This is a genomic window from Neobacillus sp. Fa239 (assembly GCF_055395235.1).
The window spans coordinates 2,432,832-2,451,191 of the sequence record NZ_AP041611.1; the positions used below are offsets into that span (position 1 = coordinate 2,432,832).

18 protein-coding genes are annotated in these 18,360 nt (G+C 36.5%); 10 read left to right on the forward strand and 8 right to left on the reverse strand.

Features of this window, described 5'->3' with window-relative positions; genetic code table 11:
* The first annotated feature begins 170 nt into the window (after positions 1-170).
* On the forward strand, positions 171-542 hold the full coding sequence (locus tag ACZ5XR_RS11700) for a DUF2185 domain-containing protein (protein ID WP_464498159.1): 372 nt from the start codon (positions 171-173) through the stop codon (positions 540-542).
* A 183-nt stretch (positions 543-725) separates the two neighbouring features.
* A complete protein-coding gene (locus ACZ5XR_RS11705; RefSeq protein ID WP_464498158.1) occupies positions 726-1,367 on the forward strand; it encodes a hypothetical protein in 642 nt (213 codons plus the stop codon).
* A gap of 137 nt (positions 1,368-1,504) precedes the next feature.
* On the opposite strand, the gene ACZ5XR_RS11710 is transcribed toward ACZ5XR_RS11705, so the two are convergent.
* On the reverse strand, positions 1,505-2,122 hold the full coding sequence (locus ACZ5XR_RS11710) for a TetR/AcrR family transcriptional regulator (protein WP_464501826.1): 618 nt from the start codon (positions 2,120-2,122) through the stop codon (positions 1,505-1,507).
* A 167-nt stretch (positions 2,123-2,289) separates the two neighbouring features.
* On the opposite strand from ACZ5XR_RS11710, the gene ACZ5XR_RS11715 reads away from it, so the two are divergent.
* Together ACZ5XR_RS11715 and ltrA are read left to right on the forward strand one after the other, a co-directional pair.
* Complete coding sequence (locus ACZ5XR_RS11715; RefSeq protein ID WP_464501827.1) at positions 2,290-3,483, forward strand: YhgE/Pip domain-containing protein; 1,194 nt, start codon at positions 2,290-2,292, stop codon at positions 3,481-3,483.
* Positions 3,484-4,257: 774 nt separating this feature from the next.
* Positions 4,258-5,583: a group II intron reverse transcriptase/maturase gene (gene ltrA, locus ACZ5XR_RS11720; RefSeq protein WP_464497298.1), complete on the forward strand. Its 1,326-nt coding sequence runs from the start codon at positions 4,258-4,260 to the stop codon at positions 5,581-5,583.
* Between the two features lie 541 nt (positions 5,584-6,124).
* Here ltrA and ACZ5XR_RS11725 read toward each other — a convergent pair.
* Entirely contained in the window at positions 6,125-7,252 is a 1,128-nt protein-coding gene (locus ACZ5XR_RS11725) for an IS110 family RNA-guided transposase (RefSeq protein WP_464502289.1), read from the reverse strand.
* A 288-nt stretch (positions 7,253-7,540) separates the two neighbouring features.
* On the opposite strand from ACZ5XR_RS11725, the gene ACZ5XR_RS11730 reads away from it, so the two are divergent.
* Positions 7,541-8,053, forward strand: coding sequence for a CBO0543 family protein (locus tag ACZ5XR_RS11730; protein ID WP_464501828.1), 513 nt, complete (start codon positions 7,541-7,543; stop codon positions 8,051-8,053).
* Positions 8,054-8,560: 507 nt separating this feature from the next.
* Here the strand turns inward: ACZ5XR_RS11730 and ACZ5XR_RS11735 are convergent.
* Positions 8,561-8,764, reverse strand: a complete 204-nt coding sequence (locus ACZ5XR_RS11735) for a DUF1657 domain-containing protein (protein WP_464501829.1) — start codon at positions 8,762-8,764, stop codon at positions 8,561-8,563.
* A gap of 33 nt (positions 8,765-8,797) precedes the next feature.
* Entirely contained in the window at positions 8,798-9,007 is a 210-nt protein-coding gene (locus ACZ5XR_RS11740) for a hypothetical protein (protein WP_464501830.1), read from the reverse strand.
* A gap of 343 nt (positions 9,008-9,350) precedes the next feature.
* Here ACZ5XR_RS11740 and ACZ5XR_RS11745 point away from each other — a divergent pair, with 343 nt between their 5' ends.
* Both ACZ5XR_RS11745 and ACZ5XR_RS11750 read left to right on the forward strand, forming a co-directional pair.
* A complete protein-coding gene (locus tag ACZ5XR_RS11745) occupies positions 9,351-10,346 on the forward strand; it encodes a phosphotransferase enzyme family protein (protein WP_464501831.1) in 996 nt (331 codons plus the stop codon).
* Between the two features lie 124 nt (positions 10,347-10,470).
* On the forward strand, positions 10,471-10,926 hold the full coding sequence (locus tag ACZ5XR_RS11750; RefSeq protein ID WP_464498164.1) for a GNAT family N-acetyltransferase: 456 nt from the start codon (positions 10,471-10,473) through the stop codon (positions 10,924-10,926).
* A 146-nt stretch (positions 10,927-11,072) separates the two neighbouring features.
* On the opposite strand, the gene ACZ5XR_RS11755 is transcribed toward ACZ5XR_RS11750, so the two are convergent.
* Positions 11,073-12,077 carry a DUF3231 family protein gene (locus ACZ5XR_RS11755; protein WP_464502290.1) on the reverse strand — a complete coding sequence of 335 codons (1,005 nt, stop codon included), beginning with the start codon at positions 12,075-12,077 and terminating at the stop codon, positions 11,073-11,075.
* Positions 12,078-12,909: 832 nt separating this feature from the next.
* On the opposite strand from ACZ5XR_RS11755, the gene ACZ5XR_RS11760 reads away from it, so the two are divergent.
* Positions 12,910-13,398 (forward strand): DinB family protein, encoded by a 489-nt coding sequence (locus ACZ5XR_RS11760; RefSeq protein ID WP_464501832.1) that lies wholly within the window; start codon positions 12,910-12,912, stop codon positions 13,396-13,398.
* Positions 13,399-14,558: 1,160 nt separating this feature from the next.
* Positions 14,559-14,684, forward strand: coding sequence for a hypothetical protein (locus tag ACZ5XR_RS11765; protein WP_464501833.1), 126 nt, complete (start codon positions 14,559-14,561; stop codon positions 14,682-14,684).
* 126 nt (positions 14,685-14,810) lie between these two features.
* Here the strand turns inward: ACZ5XR_RS11765 and ACZ5XR_RS11770 are convergent, their stop codons facing one another.
* The 3 genes from ACZ5XR_RS11770 to ACZ5XR_RS11780 form a co-directional block, all read right to left on the reverse strand.
* Positions 14,811-15,062: a hypothetical protein gene (locus ACZ5XR_RS11770; RefSeq protein ID WP_464501834.1), complete on the reverse strand. Its 252-nt coding sequence runs from the start codon at positions 15,060-15,062 to the stop codon at positions 14,811-14,813.
* Between the two features lie 334 nt (positions 15,063-15,396).
* A complete protein-coding gene (locus ACZ5XR_RS11775; RefSeq protein ID WP_464501835.1) occupies positions 15,397-16,446 on the reverse strand; it encodes a S53 family peptidase in 1,050 nt (349 codons plus the stop codon).
* A 443-nt stretch (positions 16,447-16,889) separates the two neighbouring features.
* Positions 16,890-17,729 carry a tyrosine-type recombinase/integrase gene (locus ACZ5XR_RS11780; protein ID WP_464501836.1) on the reverse strand — a complete coding sequence of 280 codons (840 nt, stop codon included), beginning with the start codon at positions 17,727-17,729 and terminating at the stop codon, positions 16,890-16,892.
* A gap of 151 nt (positions 17,730-17,880) precedes the next feature.
* On the opposite strand from ACZ5XR_RS11780, the gene ACZ5XR_RS11785 reads away from it, so the two are divergent.
* Positions 17,881-18,360: a hypothetical protein gene (locus ACZ5XR_RS11785; RefSeq protein ID WP_464501837.1), complete on the forward strand. Its 480-nt coding sequence runs from the start codon at positions 17,881-17,883 to the stop codon at positions 18,358-18,360.

An 18,360-nucleotide genomic window follows, 5' to 3' on the forward strand; every position in this document is an offset into this window, starting at 1 on the left:
GTAGAGTCAATAATTCGTTCACAATTAAACAGAGGATGCCTTGCCCCTTCTTGAAGACTGGCTGCCACAAAAGGCAGCCTTTTGTTATTGAGCCAACGTGGAGGTTACTTGAAGAAGGAAAATGTTTTCTCAATGTCGAATTTACGATGAAATGGAACAGGAGTGAGGAAATGTTTAGCTTTAAAAAGAAAGCAAAAAAATTCTACATACCAGGTGACAAGATTAAACGATTAATTCACTCTGAGGAGGGTTGCATTGCTTCTGATAGAATAACGGTTGATGGCTGCAAAGTTGGATTTATGTATAGAGAAGAACCATACCAAAACGGAAATCCTGATAGTGGTTGGAGATTTCTTGCTGGTGATGAGAGTGAAGAATATATGGATAACTCTAAGAACCATTCCGTTTATCAAGTTAATACAATATGTAATTACGATAACGAAATAATTCGGTTTCTTAGTTCCCCTCCAGGTACGGCATATATTCGAGATGAAGAGGGTAAATTCGTCCTTGATGAAGAGTGGGAACAACCAGAAGATTAAAATGCAGTTCTTCAACGGATGCAATAGTTGAAGAATATCAATAAAAAAATTCTATAAAATTTTTAGAATGAGTGGCTAAAATGTCACTCTTTTTTTTATAAGAATTTGTCGATAATTTTCTAAATAATTCCATTTGTAATACAGTAAAATTTACCTATAAAGGTAAAAAGGGGGGGAGATTATATGTCCGATGAACTACAATTAGAAGCACCAAAGAAAAAGAAAAAAGGGTTATTTATTTCTATTGGAGTTATTCTGGTTTTAGTAATTGGTGGTTCAGCCTATGGGTATCATTATTATAATGTCCAAGTTGAAAAACAAGCAGAAATTCATGCTGCAAAAGTAAAAGCCGAAAAGGAAAAACAAGCTGAAATACAATATTTAAAAAAATTAAAAGACGTTGTATTGGATATAACGTATGCAAATGCGAAAGCCAAAGATTTGATTGATAAATATCAGCAGGTTTGGCATGACGCAATTTGGGATCATACATACACTTCAGATGATGGTCAAATTCAAATTGTAAGTGACTTTAATCAAGCTATCAGTCTCCAACAAAATGCATTTGATCAAGCAGGAACAGTTTCTGAATTACAAAAAGAAATGTCAACTATAGATAATCTTATGAATCAGTTAAAAGAACCTCCATCTAAATATAAGGAACTTTATAGTGAAACAGTTGATTTATATTCTACTCTAACTAATTATGAAAAGATGTCTGAAAGTCCGTCTGGTTCTCTAAATTCCTATAGCAACGATACAGATAACATGGGAAATGAATTTTCCAAGAAACTAAGTTCAATTAATATTCAATTGCCAAATTAAATTCTTTCCTAGGGGTGTCTAATTGAGGTCACTCTTTTTTCTTTTCTTATTCAACTAACGGTGCAGGTTAGTTGAATAAGCATAATTATAAAAAAGGGACAGTACCTATTTTTTAAGGTACTGTCCCTTTTACTAATTTATTTTTTTAACCCAGCAGCAAAGAAGGGACCATTAACTGAAATAGTCGATAGAATACGAGCCATTTCTTGAGGAGATTCTTTCCTATCACTTTCCAACCATCGTTGAATCACTCCTATATGTGCAGATGCAATGTAAGAAGCTAAATATTGTCCTGGAACAAGCAAATTCTCTTTCTTAAAAAGAGCATCTGGGTTATTCCCAGATATTATTTTCCAAATAAAATCTTTCAACCTTGTTTGGAATGATAAATCTCCTTTTGGACCTAACACAGCTTTCATAAAACCACTATTTTCATTTAGATATTCAAAAATTGAAACTAAAAAGGGAACTGGTATTAAAGTCGGTGAATTGGTTTCAAGTTCGGCAATAACTCCTGGTATGCCCTGTTTGGCAATTCGGTACATCTCAAGCATAATTTCGTTTTCACATTTAGTAATTAAATCAAATTTGTCTTGATAGTGTGCATAAAATGTTCCTCGATTAATCCTTGCTCTGGTTGTTATGTCTTTTACTGTAATTGCCTCGAAACCTTTTTCATCGATTAATTCTACGAGGGCATCTCGGATGGATTCTTTTGTCCGAATGACCCGTAAATCCGTATTATTTTCACGCAATGTACTTCCTCCCTAACTTTTATCCAACACATTTATAAAAAGTGTTCCGTAACCAACACATCCGACATTTTTGATTATTGAGGAGAAAAGAATTCAATTATAAAATTAGGAATGTAATAAACAACAGGTTGTTCATTATTATAACAAAAAAAGGGGAGGAATAAATTATGTTCAAAAACAAACTGTTTTTAGTTTCACCAATCATTGCATTGGCAGTGATTTTTATATTCTCACTTACATTATTTCCATCGGTCCAGCCACAACCAAAAAATTTGCCTATTGCCATTGTTAACGAAGATCAAGGAGTTCAGATTCCTAATCAACAAAAAATGAATATGGGTCAAACAATTGTTGAAATGATGAAAAAAAAATCCAAAACAAATACAGGTGAAGACCCTGCTGTAAAATGGGTTGAAATAAAAACTTCAGAGGAAGCACAAAAAGGAATGGATAATCAAAAATATTATGCTGCATTAGTCATTCCGAATGATTTTAGTGCTAAGCAGGCATCATTAAGGACACCAGCACCTGCTTCACCAGAAGTTCAAATTTATATCAATCAGGGAATGAATACAGCAGCCTCAACGATGGCAGGACAGATATTGAATGGACTTGTTGACAATATGAATAATAATGTTCGTACCCAACTCCTTCAAGGATTTGAAAAACAAGGAGCAACATTAACAGCGAAGCAAGCTGCAAGCCTAGCAACTCCTATTACAAAAAAAGTCACAAATGTTAATGAAATTGGTACTAATAGTGCAAGCGGAAATTCTCCTGTTTCTTTATTTCAGCCATTATGGATTGGAAGCTTGGCAGGTGCTGCTATTATCTTTATAGCAGTTAGTAAATTAGCAATTACAAATCGTAAAGAGAACCTTCTTGCAAAGATAGGACAAATTTTAATAGGTGCAGTTGTTTCACTTGTTATTGGATTTGGATTAACTTGGCTTGCAAGTGATATGGTAGAACTTCACATTCCACAGTTTACAGACACAGCTTTATTCCTTTCGATTACTGCCTTTAGCTTTTTCATAATGATTTCAGCTGTACTTTCGTGGTTAGGAATCAAAAGTATCGCTCTTTTTGCCTTATTGTTATTCTTTGGAGCACCATTGCTTTCAATGGCTCCAGAAATGATGTCACCGTTTTACCGAGATTGGATTTATTCTTGGTTACCAATGAAATTTATGATTCAAGGTTTGCGTGAGTTGCTTTTCTTCGGTAAAGGCTTGACCTGGAGTTCTCCTGTGTCTTCTCTTGTATGGATTGGGGTAGTAAGTTTCGTAATCATACTTGCTTCTGCTTTAAAACTTAATTCAATAAAAAACAAGACACAAAACACAAAATTAGAGGGTTAACAATAAGTAAGTCGTTTCCTATGGGAAACGGCTAATTTTATTAAAAAGTTTGTGAACAAACGCACTTAAAGTAAAGGGTAGCTATAGCTTCACAACAAATGGGCTGTTTCGGCAGTCCATTTTTATGTGCGCTTGGCAGCGCATCGCTCTAATGGGTGAAAGTCCCTAACATGCCGTTGTGGCGGAAATGTATAGCTGACAGGTAGTGCGAGTATCGTGAGATTTCGTGCGGAGGACTTGAAGGCAAAACTCGGAACAGGTGGCTGTAACCATGTTGGCTGGTAAGGTGGGATAACCTTGCATAAAATGGGGATGTCCAATACCACTCTGTATCTTATTAGTTATGAGGACTGGATTCGAGTGAAAGGCGATGAACGTGACCCAAGGAGATCTCATCATCTCCACCGTAGGTGGTAACTCTTTTTCAAAGCCGCGAAGGACAAGAAATGGATTATGGAAGGTGAGAAGTCAGAGCAGGGGATAGTAGTGAATAAACTTGTTGGAAACGCCACAAAGACAAGTGACTTATCACAAAGTTGATAAGGCGGGCACTGACTCAAAAGGCAGTGGACTGATGCGAAGCCCGTCTGTCCATCGAAGAAAAGCAATACGAACTTATTTACTCGTCATGTACTAAACAGAAGTCGATGAGGCAGAAAGCCGAAGAATCGAGACCGAAAGAAAGTAGGTTGTTTAGGGCGAAGTACTAATATCAAATATCAGCCATTGGTTTACCTATTCAGTTGATATTGTATTGGGAAAGGAATCGAATGCATGAATGAATCAATAGGAAAACGAAGCTTACGTGTAGTGGAGAATTCTAAAAAGAAACGCAAGTGGTACAGCCTAATGGATAAATTATGGAACTATCAAAACCTGGAACAAGCTTTCTATGACGTGAAGAAAAATCGCGGTTCACACGGAGTGGATAAAGTAACGATTAAAGATTATGAAATTGAATTGGAACACAACTTAAGAGTGCTCCAAGAATCTTTGCGTTTGAAAACATATCGTGCAAAACCAGTTAGAAGAGTTTTTATTCCAAAAGCTGATGGTACAAAACGTCCACTGGGAATTCCAACAGTAGAAGACCGAGTTCTCCAAGCTGCAACTAAAAGAATACTTGAACCAATCTTTGAACAGAAATTCTTAGACTGTAGTTTTGGATTTCGTCCGAACCGTAGTGCACATATGGCGATAGACAAAATCCGAAAGGATTTGATGGATGGGTACACCTTTGTAATTGATGCCGATATAAAGACTTATTTTGATTCAATTCCTCATGATAAGCTTATCGAATTAATCAAAGAAGAAGTTGTGGATAATAGAGTATTGGCGCTAATTTTGCAGTTCTTAAAATCGGGAATCCTTGAAAATGGTATTTTCTATGAGAGTGACAAGGGGAGTCCTCAGGGTGGCGTAATCAGTCCATTGTTAGCGAACATCTATTTGCATCCGCTCGATGAAATGATGATGGAAAGAGGTCACCGTATTACAAGGTACGCGGATGACTTCGTCATCTGTTGCAAATCCCGAAAGGGAGCAGAAAGAGTACTAAGAACGGTAGTGAAGCTCTTAGATGAAAAGTTAGGATTGAAAGTGCACCCAGACAAAACTAAGATTGTAGACAACTACGAAGAACCGTTTATCTTCTTAGGGTATGTTTTCAAAAGAGGATATTTCCATTCTCCATCAGACAAAGCAGTAAAGAAGTTTAAGAAAAGTATCAAAGATGTAACGAAAAGAAATCTAACAGTTAACCTGGAAGAATTCGTCAAGCATCGATTAAATCCCATTATTAGAGGATGGGGAAGATACTTTGGAATTGGCTTTTCAAAAAAACTATTTCAAAAATTGGATACATGGATTCGAAGAAGGCTAAGAATGATTCAGTTAAGAAGCTGGAGAAAAATAAGAAAGCTCCACAGGGAGCTTCGGAAAAGGAATTGGAAGGGTGAACTTCCGCATCTTTCAATGACTAGATGGAGGAATTCTAAGACTGAGCACGTTCATTTTGCGATTCCGAATGAAAGGTTTCGGGAAATTAAACTTGTTTTTCTTTTAGACATATACAACGAACTACATCCCCAAAGGGGATAAAGTGGAGGAGCCGTATGCGATGACCCGCACGTACGGATCTGTGAGAGGCGCATGAAATTTCTCATGCGCCTACTCTATTGTCGTTATTGAACTGATATGAACGAAACTGTCAACCCACCACACCCAAATGTTTTTAATGGTGTTTTATTCAGTATGAATAGAGTTATTCCTTGTTCAACTTATAGACCAATAATCCTTTCGGATTTAGCTTGTCAAGGGCGCACTTTCCCTTGATAAGCTAAATCCGAAATGGATACAATGCAGAAAGTTGAACAGGATAACCTTAAAAACTTGGCACGAAGGCAAAAACGCTGACGGTGGTATACAAACTGATATGCGTGGGTTGGGTACCACATTTCACTCCATCCGTCACGGAGCTGCCTCGGACTAAAGGCGCACGTTCAGCTCTAGACCTAGTGCATAATTCAACATGAGGGTTTTCTCCTTCACGGGGATTTGCCTTCGAGCCAAATCTTCAATTTCCAACCAAAAAGTTATTACTTCTTAAAAAAACTCCATTTATTTATAACTTTCAATCTACCTAAGCAACATTCAATTTACTTTCTTGTTTATCTTCAATACAACAAGCGATAGCCCAGATAAAGCCAAGTAATTCTCTAGCAACGGCTACAACAGCTACTTTTCCACCTTTTCCTTTAGCAGAGATACGATGATATTTCATATGAAGACGGTGTTGAGCTTTCCAAGCTATACGTTTTGCCTCTGGGTCTTGACATTCTTGGCGTTTTAGCAATTCACCTTTAAGAGATGGTCGATGACGATAAGACCAACAAATTTCTACTATGGACCGTCGAATTTGTGAGTTTCCTGTTTTAGTAATCGAACCTTGCCAACGACTTGATCCACTAGAGTATTCTTTAGGAACAAGTCCAGCATAGGACATCAATTGTCTTGGGTTAGAAAAACGAGAAAAATGTCCAATTTCAGCTACCAAAGTAACGGCAGTAACCTCTGCGACACCTCTTAAAGTTTGAAGTGCTTGAATTACAGGAGCATGTTCACTTTGTAGGGCTTCTTCATGGATTTGTGCTTCGATCCGATTCATACGATCTTCAACTTCATAAATTGCATGAAGATATTCTTGAAACACAACACGTTGTGAAGCTCTATCAAATGTTAATCGTTTTAACCATTCACGATGCTTTACAGACCAATTTCGAACTCCTTGCGGAGGTCGTATTTCATTGCGAAGTAAGAAGTGAATTAGTCTCTGGCGAGAACTTTGTAAATCTTCACGAGCATCATGTCGAGCACGAATTAAGTCTCTCAATGCTTCATGATCTTCATCTGGAACCCATACAGAAGTAAGCTCTCCAGCACGTAGTAGTTGAGCTAATCTAATAGAATCTCTTTTATCTGTCTTCACACGATCGCCAGATCGTTTAGGGATAAGGGAGGGTGCCACAACCAAACAATCAATTTCCATTGAAAGAAGTAATCGGTAAATTCCATACCCACTAGAACCTGCCTCATAACATACTAATAGGTTTTCAGGGTCTCCTAACTTTTTCATTAGTTTGCGAATGTCTTCTGGTTTATTTTGAATAGTTCCATGAAATCTTGGTTCACCACGCCCAGGATCAGCAATAGCAACAGCAATTGTATCTTTAGATACGTCTAAACCAACAAATTTTTGTATATCCTTTATATTATACGGCTCCTTTTCGTGTGTAGCTCTACACTTGGTTTATTTTTGGGTAGTAACATTATGACCAAGTGCAACCTACGTTAAGCGATGGGAGTCGTTTCGTTCATTATGACTAAAGGGGCAGTTTAGTAGAACAATCGTAATTAGTTTTTGTTTATAGTCGGGACAGTTTGTTGAAGAGTTAAAGTGCCTTTGGCGGATAATTAGCAATAGGAAGTAACCGCATTTTTTAAATAAAATTAGTCGATAATATAATGTCTGAAAATTTATTGTAATAGGATGTTTTAAATGTACATTATTGTACGCATGTTGTTATGGATTCTTGCGGCATGGTGTTGGGGAGATTGGCGGAACTGGAAGAATTATCAGTCCACCTTTCTTTTTATCATTCTACTGGACCTTTTATATAACTTTCTTACATATAATTATCCGTTGTGGGTATATGACCCAACCAATATTATTCCAAATCATACTTTGAATAATCTGCTTGTATCGTTTATCTCTTATCCATCCGTAGTGTTTATATATTTAGGTCGGTATCCAACTGGATGGGTAAAACAGGTTGCCTGGATCATTTTCTGGGTTACTCTTTTGTCAATCGTCGAGTTAGTAAACTACAAAATGGGTTTAATGAGTTATCATAATGGTTGGAATTTCGGATGGTCTGTGATTTTTTATCTTGTTCAATTGCCTTTTATACGGCTCCATTACAAAAAGCCATTATTAGCCTATGGGCTATCTGTACTGATCATTGTAGGACTATTATTACTCTTTAAAGTCCCTGTCAGCAAAATGAAATAAAACTAGCCTTTTTGGATGGGCTTCAATTCAAGATGGGATTGATGAGGCGAACACCATTTATTTTACTAACGGATAGCAAGAGTTAAAGATGGGGACTGCTAGGGCGATCCCTTTTCTTGTTGTGCTAACTTGCAGATTAGTTGAACAAGACCTTGATTCATTAATGTCGCATTAGAACAATATAGTGAATTAATTTAGTGAGGGAAATTTACAAAAAGGTGTTCGGGAACTAAAAAAAAGCGCCTGAATGACGCTTTAAGGAAATGTAAATGTCCTACCAAGGTTACATGCGAAGTCCTTTTTCGGGATAAAAGGAGTACTCTCCAATTTATGAAAAGGAATTTGAAATAAGAACTACCATTTATGGATTTTTAAATTAATATAAAACCACCCTATAAAGGATGGTTCTGGAAAATGGACTAGTTTTTTTCATAAAATATCATATTCTGATCGCTATAAAATATTTCTGGGATGGTTCATCATATTTAAGAATACTGTTATAATTTTTTACTGATTGTACTGAGGTTCTTCACCTTGAATTTCTTGAAGACGAGGTTCAAGGCTCTCAAGTACGGATTTTGTTTGTTGTGCGGCTTGTTGATAAAGCTGTTTTGCATTCTGGTTGTCAGTTGCTAATGCAAAGGTTTCAAAGCTTGCCTGTGCACTTTTTAAACTTGCTAAAGCGGTTTGAACTTGTTTTCCTACTGTCATTTTAAAGACCTCTTTCGTTTGATTATTGAAAATCTACTCAGCTCGGTTTGTTGCGCTATTGTTGGCAACATTAGCACCTGCGCTCATCGTGTTACCCGCTGCACCTCCAGCAATGGCACCAGCAACTGTGCCAACTGGTCCCACAACTGAACCCACTGCTGCACCCGCAATAGCACCGGCACTAGTTCCTACAGCTTCACCAGCGTTGTTATCATCACGATTGCGTTCATTATTGTCAGTCATCCATCTCACTCCCTATTTTTGTAATGGGAAGCCCTAATTCATTGACAGCACATTCCCAGAAAATATTTTGCCCAACCGAGGACGATTTACGCAGATAGTTAAAATGAAGTTGTCCACCAAAAGAATATTAAAAGTATGTGAAAAGAAACCACAATTAATAGGTGGTGAATAGAAAATACAAAGGATGGTGCTTGATTTGAAGAACAGAGCTGTCATCGAGGTAGCTTTTTTTGTTTAACTAACGGTAGCAGGATAGTTGAAGAAGGATTATGGCTGTGCCATACAAAATTGTTATTTGAAAAAGAGTTTTGGAGGTAATTAAGTACTATTATAAATAAATGGAATGGGGACGAATACGAAAATGAATAAAGTGCTGGAGAAAAGTGTGTTAAAAACTGTAACAAATGCATATGGACTTAATTTGAGTCTACTGACTCATGTTAGTAGTGTTGTAAATCATGTGTATCAATACCCAGCACAAAATGGGCATCCTTCACGGATAGTACGTTTAACACATCAGAATTGGCGTAATGAAAAAGAGTCATTTGCAGAGCTGCACTTCATGAAATATCTATTCGATAACGGCGTTTCCGTTCCTGAAATCTTTCCATCAAAATCAGGGGAATTGGTAGAAAATGTAACAGGTGGTTATCACGCCTCACTGTTTTCCGAGGCACCTGGGCGAATTCCAACTGAAGAAGACTGGAACCAAAAAATGATTGTGAATTGGGGACGCATCGTTGGACAAATGCACTTACTTACCAAGTCCTATGTCCCTTTGCACGATGTGAAGCGTCGTGATTGGAAACAAGAATCGTGGATGGATATAATGAAACACTTACCATTTGAAGAAACTATCGTTCTTCAAAAAGCGAATGGGTTGTTAAACTGGTTAGAGACTCTTCCAAAAGATGTAAAAAACTATGGTCTTGTCCACTGTGACCTTCATGCACACAATATGTTCGTCACAAAAGACGGCGAAATTACGGCATTTGATTTCGATGATAGTTGTTATCATTGGTTTGCTTTCGACATCGCCATTATCATTTATTCGGTGATTGTTAGATACAACCGACAAACCCAAAGGATCCACACACTCGAAAATCACTTGGCATGGTTCCTCGACTCGTTTCTAAAAGGTTATCAAGAGATGAATGCCATCGAACCTTGGTGGTTAAAAGTCATACCGGAATTTTTACAGTATATACGAGTACTCTACTACAACGTATTTCACCAACGTCATGACTGGAAAGTTTTAGATGGCGAACTGAAGTTGAGATGGCTACGAATGAAAGCAGAGATAGAAGCAGATGAACCTTTGACAAATTATTCATTTTGAGCCTTATTAAACTATCGGCTTGCAAGAGTACAGATCAGGCTGTCATTTTAGGCATCGCCTTTTTCTTCTTTAACTAAAGGGGCAGAATAGTTTAACAAGAATTTTGCAATAGGAGTAGAAGAATATGAGGAAATATGAGGTAAAGTATATAAATAATCTGTTGGATTTTGATTTGAATAGTTTAGTAAAGCAAAGCAAAGAAGAGGGTTTTCGTTTTGTAGAAAGATTAGTAAATGATTATAAAAATGGCTGTAATACCTTCAACCATTTTGGAGAAGGTTTATTTGGCGTGTTTAATGAAGAATGTGTACTTGTTGCTATTGGTGGATTAAATAAAGACCCGTTTTCAAATGACCAATATATTGGTAGGCTGAGAAGGGTTTATGTCAGTAAAGAGTATAGGAGAAAAGGTATAGGAAGCATTTTGGTAAAAAAGATAATTGACGAAGCAAAAAGTTATTATAAAATTTTGGTGCTTCATACAGATACCGAACAGGCTGATAAATTTTATACTTCTATTGGATTTTCAAAGAAAAATCTTTATCCAAATTCAAGTCATTTTATTGAGTTTAAAACCTAAAGTGTTATTAAACAAACGGGTAGCTTATGCTAAAGATGGGATGGGTGCGGCGATCCCGTTTTCTTATTGTGCTAACGAGCAGTTTAGTGGAAGAATGCTTTTTTTAAAAATTAAAATGCCCGACCGATTGGGAAGGGCATTTTTAGTTATTTTTCTTTTGCTATTTCTTTTCTATTAGGTGCGAGTGGAGGTTGTTCTAACCATTTATTTTGCACCATAAGATTAAACCACTTTTTAGTAAGCATAAGATTTTGTAGAATGGTGCCTTCGTAAGTAGATACTAGGTCTGTTCGCATTGCAGATGCTAAACCTGTCCCGTGATACGCTTGTGCAGCTTGGAATAAGAAACCGGTATGATACAACATTAACTTATCGGAAAAAGGAGAGGCTGTTGAAGTTGTAACTTCAGTTTCCCACGACTTAGGAACTGGTAAATTATCCGTCTGCATAATTTTTGAAAAATCTTTTATTTGTTGATTAGCTATTTTTTCAGCATGCTCTAAAAATTTTCTAACTTCTTTTGTTTGAGTGACTTGACTGAATGCAATTGCAAGAGTTTTTGCCATTATACTTTTTTTTAGATTCAAAGAAATACTTATGATTTCTGTCCCGGTTAACGTTCTACCCTCTCCGAAAAATCCATCTGCGAAATCTTTGCTAGAAATGTATTCAGGGTTTTCAGCAGGATAAAATAAAGGGTCTCTCTGAAAACTTCCTTTTTCAAGCAATAAATCAATTGTTTGATGATACATCCTTTTCCCATCGTTATCGCACGAGTCGTAAAAAAACCTTAAGTCCTCTCTGACAGAAACAGCTAATGAAGTGGAGTGTCCTAGCAAACCGTGTAAAGTCATAATATGTAAATAATTTAAGCAAAAGATGTCAGTGAACAATCTTTCTGTACCTTTATTAAGATCAGATTCAGTAAATCCAATCGGAACTGGAAATCCCTCATTCTCCATAAAAGTTATGATTTGATTCTTTTGTTTTTCAAACGTCTTGATAGCATCCTCAAAAATGGCTTTTATTGACTCGTCTTCAATAATAGAAATCATATATCTATTTACAATATCAACTGCTGTTCCATTTACATACTCTCCCCACAAAGTTCCTATTTCGGAAGATGTGAGTTTTAATTTATCCTTTTCCATCATGTCACCTCTTGGTTATTATTTACCAATTCACCAAGAGATATGAATTTCTGATTTATAAAAAGATGACCAGTTTTAGGATTAGATATAAAGCTTAATTTGGAATAATTAACCGATTTTTCACTTGCGATTTTTCCAAGAAGAATTTTACTTTACGTTAAAATTAATTTAAAGATTGTGAAGAATTACACTTAAACAAATGGGTAGCGTTAGTAAAATAGAGTCAATTGTACAAGCGGCTGAAAATGAAATTAATGCTAAGAATACAAAAGTTTGAATATATTTATAGGGATTTTTACTGGGGAGGAATCTTAATGGATAAGGTCTTTCACCTAAATGTATTAATGAATATCTGTACTAGTTTTTTTAAAAATGGTTTTTGGGTAGTTGGTTTCTTTTTTCTCTTAAATAGACTAATTCCTGAAAGCAGCTTAATCAGGAAAGGTACAATTTGGATAATGAGTATAGTTTTGGTCATTTTTTTTATTGATTCACTTTATGTAAGTCTTTAAATCTTCTTTAGCTAACGAGGGCTTGTGTTGAAGAACGGGATCGCTACGGCAATCCCTTTTTTTATTGGACTAACGGTAGCAGGTTAGTTGAAAAAGAAATTAAATGAAAATTTTGGTTTTCGACAAATAAATCGAGCATTTTAAGGGGAAATATGGTATTTCTTATTTGACTGATAATTCTTAAAATTTGTGTAAGTGGATGGGATTCAACTTTAAAATATTGGTTGAGGGGAGGTAAGTTTGAATAGAAAATCCAACTCAAATGAACCTTGACTAATATGATTATCTATTAAAGGGATTAAAATTGGAGGGAATAGAAAATGGATGTAAGGACACTTTTGTTACAGCAATGGGCAAGCTGCTTAGATCAAGAAGACTGGTTTCCACCACTTGAAAAAGTGCTAGAGGATATCACTTTTGAACAGGCAATTTGGAAACCAGTTGAGGGGGCACATTCCATTTGGGAATTAGTTTGTCATTTGCTTTTCTTTGAAAAAAGAATTCTGTTACGATTTCTTGGTGAAACAACAAATGAACCACAGGCAGAAAATAATGACGCTACATATCGATTACCAACTGAGACGTCTCAAAATTGGCAGAAAACAAAACAAGAATACTTTTATGTTCATCGTGAACTAGAAAAAATACTAGCAACATCAGAACTAGAAGATTTGTATAGAGAAATCCCTGAAGACAATCCATTAATGATTGAACTAAAGAGTTTAGCAATGCACGACGCCTATCATATTGGGCAAATTGTATTCCTTAGTAAAATGCAAGGAGCTTGGGCAGCGAAACTCAGCTTTTAAAAAATCTTCATTAGCTTTACAGTTATTCCATTATAGGGGGCTTTAATGGGATAAGAACTGGAACGTCCAAATCGGACGTTCCCATATTTTATACCTGAAAAACAACAATACTATTTAACAAAGCCAAAATTTAAAAATTACTTTTTCAAAAATAAGTTTGTGAAACATTGTACTTATGCTAACGGGTGCTTTACTACAAGAAGAATTTTCGCAAAATCTTAGTCGGCTCATAATTAAAACAGGGAATGAGAATCACCTCATTCCCTGTTTTGTGTTTCAATTAATTGCTTTTACATTGCTTGTACTAAAATTGTATAATTTGGTATTTAAAATAAATTGTATGAGTGCTAATGACTATTGAATACCTACTTTTTCTATAATTGGTTTAGTTATATTTATATTACTCGCTCAACTGATAGTGAAAAAACGATAGAGTAAGAGAAAAAGAGAAAACGCATGTCTACTAACCAAACAGTGCAGGCTTTAAGGGTGGCAAAAGTAGAGATTGCTTTTATTGGAGAAAGCCCCGGTAGCTCTCTATACGAATTATGGTTTGTATTCTCTTGATTTATTCCAGATGCACGAAGTGAAGCAAAACGATAGAGCTTATCTCTCCTGAAGTACCGGCTCCGCCTACGCCGCATACTGTGATGACCACCTTTGTCATCCGACCTAATTCCATTATATTTGCAAGCACTTACAAAAGTAGAGGTATTTACTCATGATGGTCGATGCAAAAAAAAATGCCCTCGAAAGGATCGAGGGCTCAAAAAATATGTTAAAAGGGGGGGATGAAAAAGAAATTCATGCTTGTACTTTAACAGAGTAAACTTAATAAATTATTAATTTTTGGCATCGAACTCCCTAACCTATTCGATTAAGTGTTCATCTCCAACGGTGGCATCTTTTTGAGTACTGCCAAGTAGGGAATTTAAATAAGCTCCCATTTAAATTTCTTCCTTAGTGAATAGGGGCTTGGTTAAATGTGAGGGTCCGAAATGGAAAAAACTTGGTGACCGCTGCGGAGGTCTTTATCCTTATTAAAGTAATGAAGCAGGTTACTTCAAGAAGAGATTCAATAAAAGAAGGAAAAAAATAGGGTATGTGCCGAATGTTTAGATTAGATTTTTAAGCGGCAATCTTTGAAAGGGGAGAATTTATTGACTATTGTTATTGCAGTAATTTGTGGCATTTTAGGTATTATCGGTTTCATTGCATGTAATGCCTTTTTTCATTACAGTGAAAAGTCCGAAAAGGGATTAACAAAGAAAAACGGATATAAATAATTGAAGATTCTTGTTCAACTTAAGGGGACTTATGTTAAAGATGGGGATGGCTTCGGCTATCCTCTTCTCTTATTGTACTAACGAAAAAGAATAGTTGAATAATGGTGAATGGTTCAGTCGGTTTGATTAGGCGATATGTGATCTATACCCCGTCTTCACTTTTTGTGTTTGCGATAAATCTTTTAAAATTTCTTCATTAACTTCTTCTTTAAAATCAGAAGGAAATTCTAGGATGAGACCTTTTTGATTAGCAACTGAAATAATTAAACCTAATTCATAATACATTTTTTTGGTAAGTATTCCTTTTTCAATATTATTCTTAATTTCGTTATAAAAACTAATGAGAACCTCAACTGGTAGTTTTTCATATAAATCCATTCTCTTCTCTCCTTTAAAGTTATAATGAAAACCTTTTCTTAAATATAGCATATTTCGGCAAAATTCGAACAATTAATTGTGTAAAAAGGTCGGTACAAATTTGGTTTCATAATAGATTGCACTTTTGGGTCCTGCCATAGGAAACGGAACTAGTAATTAAAAAGAACCTTTTTATTCTATTGGGTTGCATTAGTTCAAGAATGTTTGGCTGCTTCGGCAGCCTTTTTGCTTGTTCCGCTAAAGGGGCAGTTTACTTGAAGAAGGCATTTAACAATTCTAATAAAAAAAAGACTAGCTTGTGGTATTTTAAGTTAGTCTTTATATTACCCTGAACCTAATCAGAACTTAACTCATCGGGACCATGATGATGGTGAAGTGGATGGGGAGGGTGATGTCCATGATCAGGACTTGATTCATCAACATCTGGACCAGGATCTTTTCCCAATGCCCTTACAAGCAGATTCGCCCTAGGAGTTCCCAGTCCTGTCACAAAGTCATATCCAGGTGTACAACAAAAAGAACCGGCGCAGCCAACGGTGATGTCGTTGTAATTTCTGGCATACTGCGGTTTCTTTGCCAGATTGTAGAGTTCTTGATGTCCATCGGTCAGGGGCACATTCCGAATCTGATCGGCTAATGCGATAATGCCTGCCCAGCAAGGAGTTCCCACGCTTGTTCCGCCTGCGACGACCCATCCGGTAGACCCATCAGGTATCGGAGTACTACTGAAAACGGATACACCTGTTGCGAGGTCTCCAACAAAGGAAACATCAGGAGTGCCTCTTTTCCCGCCGCTCACAAACCCAATCTGGTAGTTAGGTTTAGGTACGAAGAGACTTGGACCACCCCCTGAGCCATTCCAGCCCGTTTCAGCAATTCGGCTCCCATTCTGGCGTAGCAATAAAGTTGTTCCACCAACGGATACGACAAACGGGGAAGCTGATGGATAGGTAACCTTACCTCCGATATCTCCAGATGCGGCTAAATAGACGGTACCTGATTTTTGAAAAAAGTGATCAAACATTTGCTCGAACGATGAGTCGGGAAGACCCCAGCTCATCGAGACTACTTGGACGTCCAAATTATTGTTCGCGAAATTAACAGCGCTAAACAGGTCTCCAGGAGCCGAAGATACGGCAACAACGAGGTGGATGGTGGCATCTGGCGCAAGTGCGTGGACCCACTGCGTGTCAATGGCGGTCTCAAGTGTCCAATCTGGAACCACTTGACTTGGCTGTCCATCTGGATAATAGATATTCAGTTTTGCCGGGGGCAAGCCAAACTGTTGGCTAAAGACTTGCAGGTCGTTTTCGACCGTGGGGCTACCAAATCCTACTATAATGGCGATGTTCTGGTTCTTACCGGTGATTCCTGACCTAATCAACGGCTCAATCTCATAAGCACGACGAATCTGCTGAGGGGAATAACCGGCGGGCTTGGACGATGTCGAACCCGGTTTAATCCTGTTAGGGGGTTTAGCGACACCAGGAAACTGATTCGGTATATTCTGTGGATCAAAATTATTCAAATTTAACATTCCTCATTTCAAAAGAATAGATTTTTTTAATATAAAATACTATCTTAAAATAGGAATGAAACGGCTTGTACACAGGAGGGAACAAAATGTGCTAGAGTTTATATGAATAAGTTAATAGTTGAATTTTTTCTAAAGTGAAGTTCGCAGTTGAAATGGTTGGAAATGTGCTTAAACGAATTATCTTAATAACCTTTGGTTAGAAGTTTGTGAAATATTGTTCTTAAAGTAACGGGGTGCGAGAATTAAAGAAAGAGCAATGCTTTTTAATGCATTGCCTTTATGAGTTCAATTTAAAAATACTTGCAATAAAGTTCTCGCCTTAAACTCCCACTTAACTGTGCATATATCCTTGTAGTCTCACTTTTCTCATGACCTAATAAGCTCTGGATCACTTCAAGAGGAGCACCATTATTCAGCATATGAGTGGCATAACTGTGCCTTAGCTGGTGCGGATGAATCGATTTATTGATCCGTGCCCGATTCGAAATTCGTTTGATGATATATCTCATCTGGGCAATACTCATTCGATGAGGATACCGTTCTGTGACAAAAATGGCTGCATCGCCATCCTGGCGTTGATCAAGGTATCGTTTAAGCCAAATTTCGCAGCGGATGTTAAAATACACTTCCCTTTCCTTATCCCCTTTTCCTCTCACAATAGCAGAACGATTAGACCAATTAATTCTACTCTTCTCTACGGAAACAAATTCTCCTATACGGCACCCAGTGGAAAACATGAATTCAAACAAAGCCTTCTCCAATGGGCTGGTGCAGGCTTCACGTAAATGTTCAATTTCAAATTCTGTTAGAAACTTTGGAATTCGTTTCCCTGCTTTAGGTTCCTTTATTTTGGCGGCGGGATTTTTTGAAATATGACCCTCCTCATGTGACCAACGAAATAATGATTTCATAAAACGTATTCGGTGAGCCAAACTTGAAGGTTTTAAGGTTTCGCTTGACTTTGCAAGGTATTCTTTAAGTTGAGCTGTAGTTATAGTATTAAGTTTAACATCCTTAAAATATCTAATAAGTAATGTGGCTTGGAGTTTATATGCTTTTAATGTTTGTGGCGAAAATCCTTCAATTCGTTTATCCGATTCATATGTTTCCCATGCCTTTGACAATAACAAAATACATCTCTCCCTAAATTTTCTTTTTTAGAGGAATTATTGACTTCATTCTCGAAATTGAAACGGGAGATTCTATTCAACTATCGAAACAGGTTAGTGGAACAAGAACATGATAAAATATAGCTAAAATGTTATATGAAGGATGTTGAAAATGGATATAGGATTATTTAGAAAAGCATTAGAGAAAATTGATAAACATACTCTAATGAAGGTTGAATTTAGTACAAGTACAATTAAATTTTTTGAGGATTATCAAATTCCCGAAGATATAATTTCTTTTTTAAAAGAGTTTTCTTTTAGAGAAAACATAAAGTTTAGGCATGTTTATTTTAATATTGTAAATGAAATGCCTGAAGAAAATTTATACGAAGAACACAAACGCTGTATTGATAATGGTTTGTTTATTATTGGTTATGGACTTAATGGAGACCCTATTGTAATCGATTTAAACACTAAAAAGATAGGTTATATTTTTCATGACGAATTATGGGAGGATGAAGATGTAAATCCGAGAGAAATTTATATTAGCCTCGAATGTTCTATTCCTCAATTTTATTATAATTCTGTTACCATTGTTGATTATCCAGTTGATGGTTATGAAGCCGAAAATTTTATGGAAAATGAAAGTTAA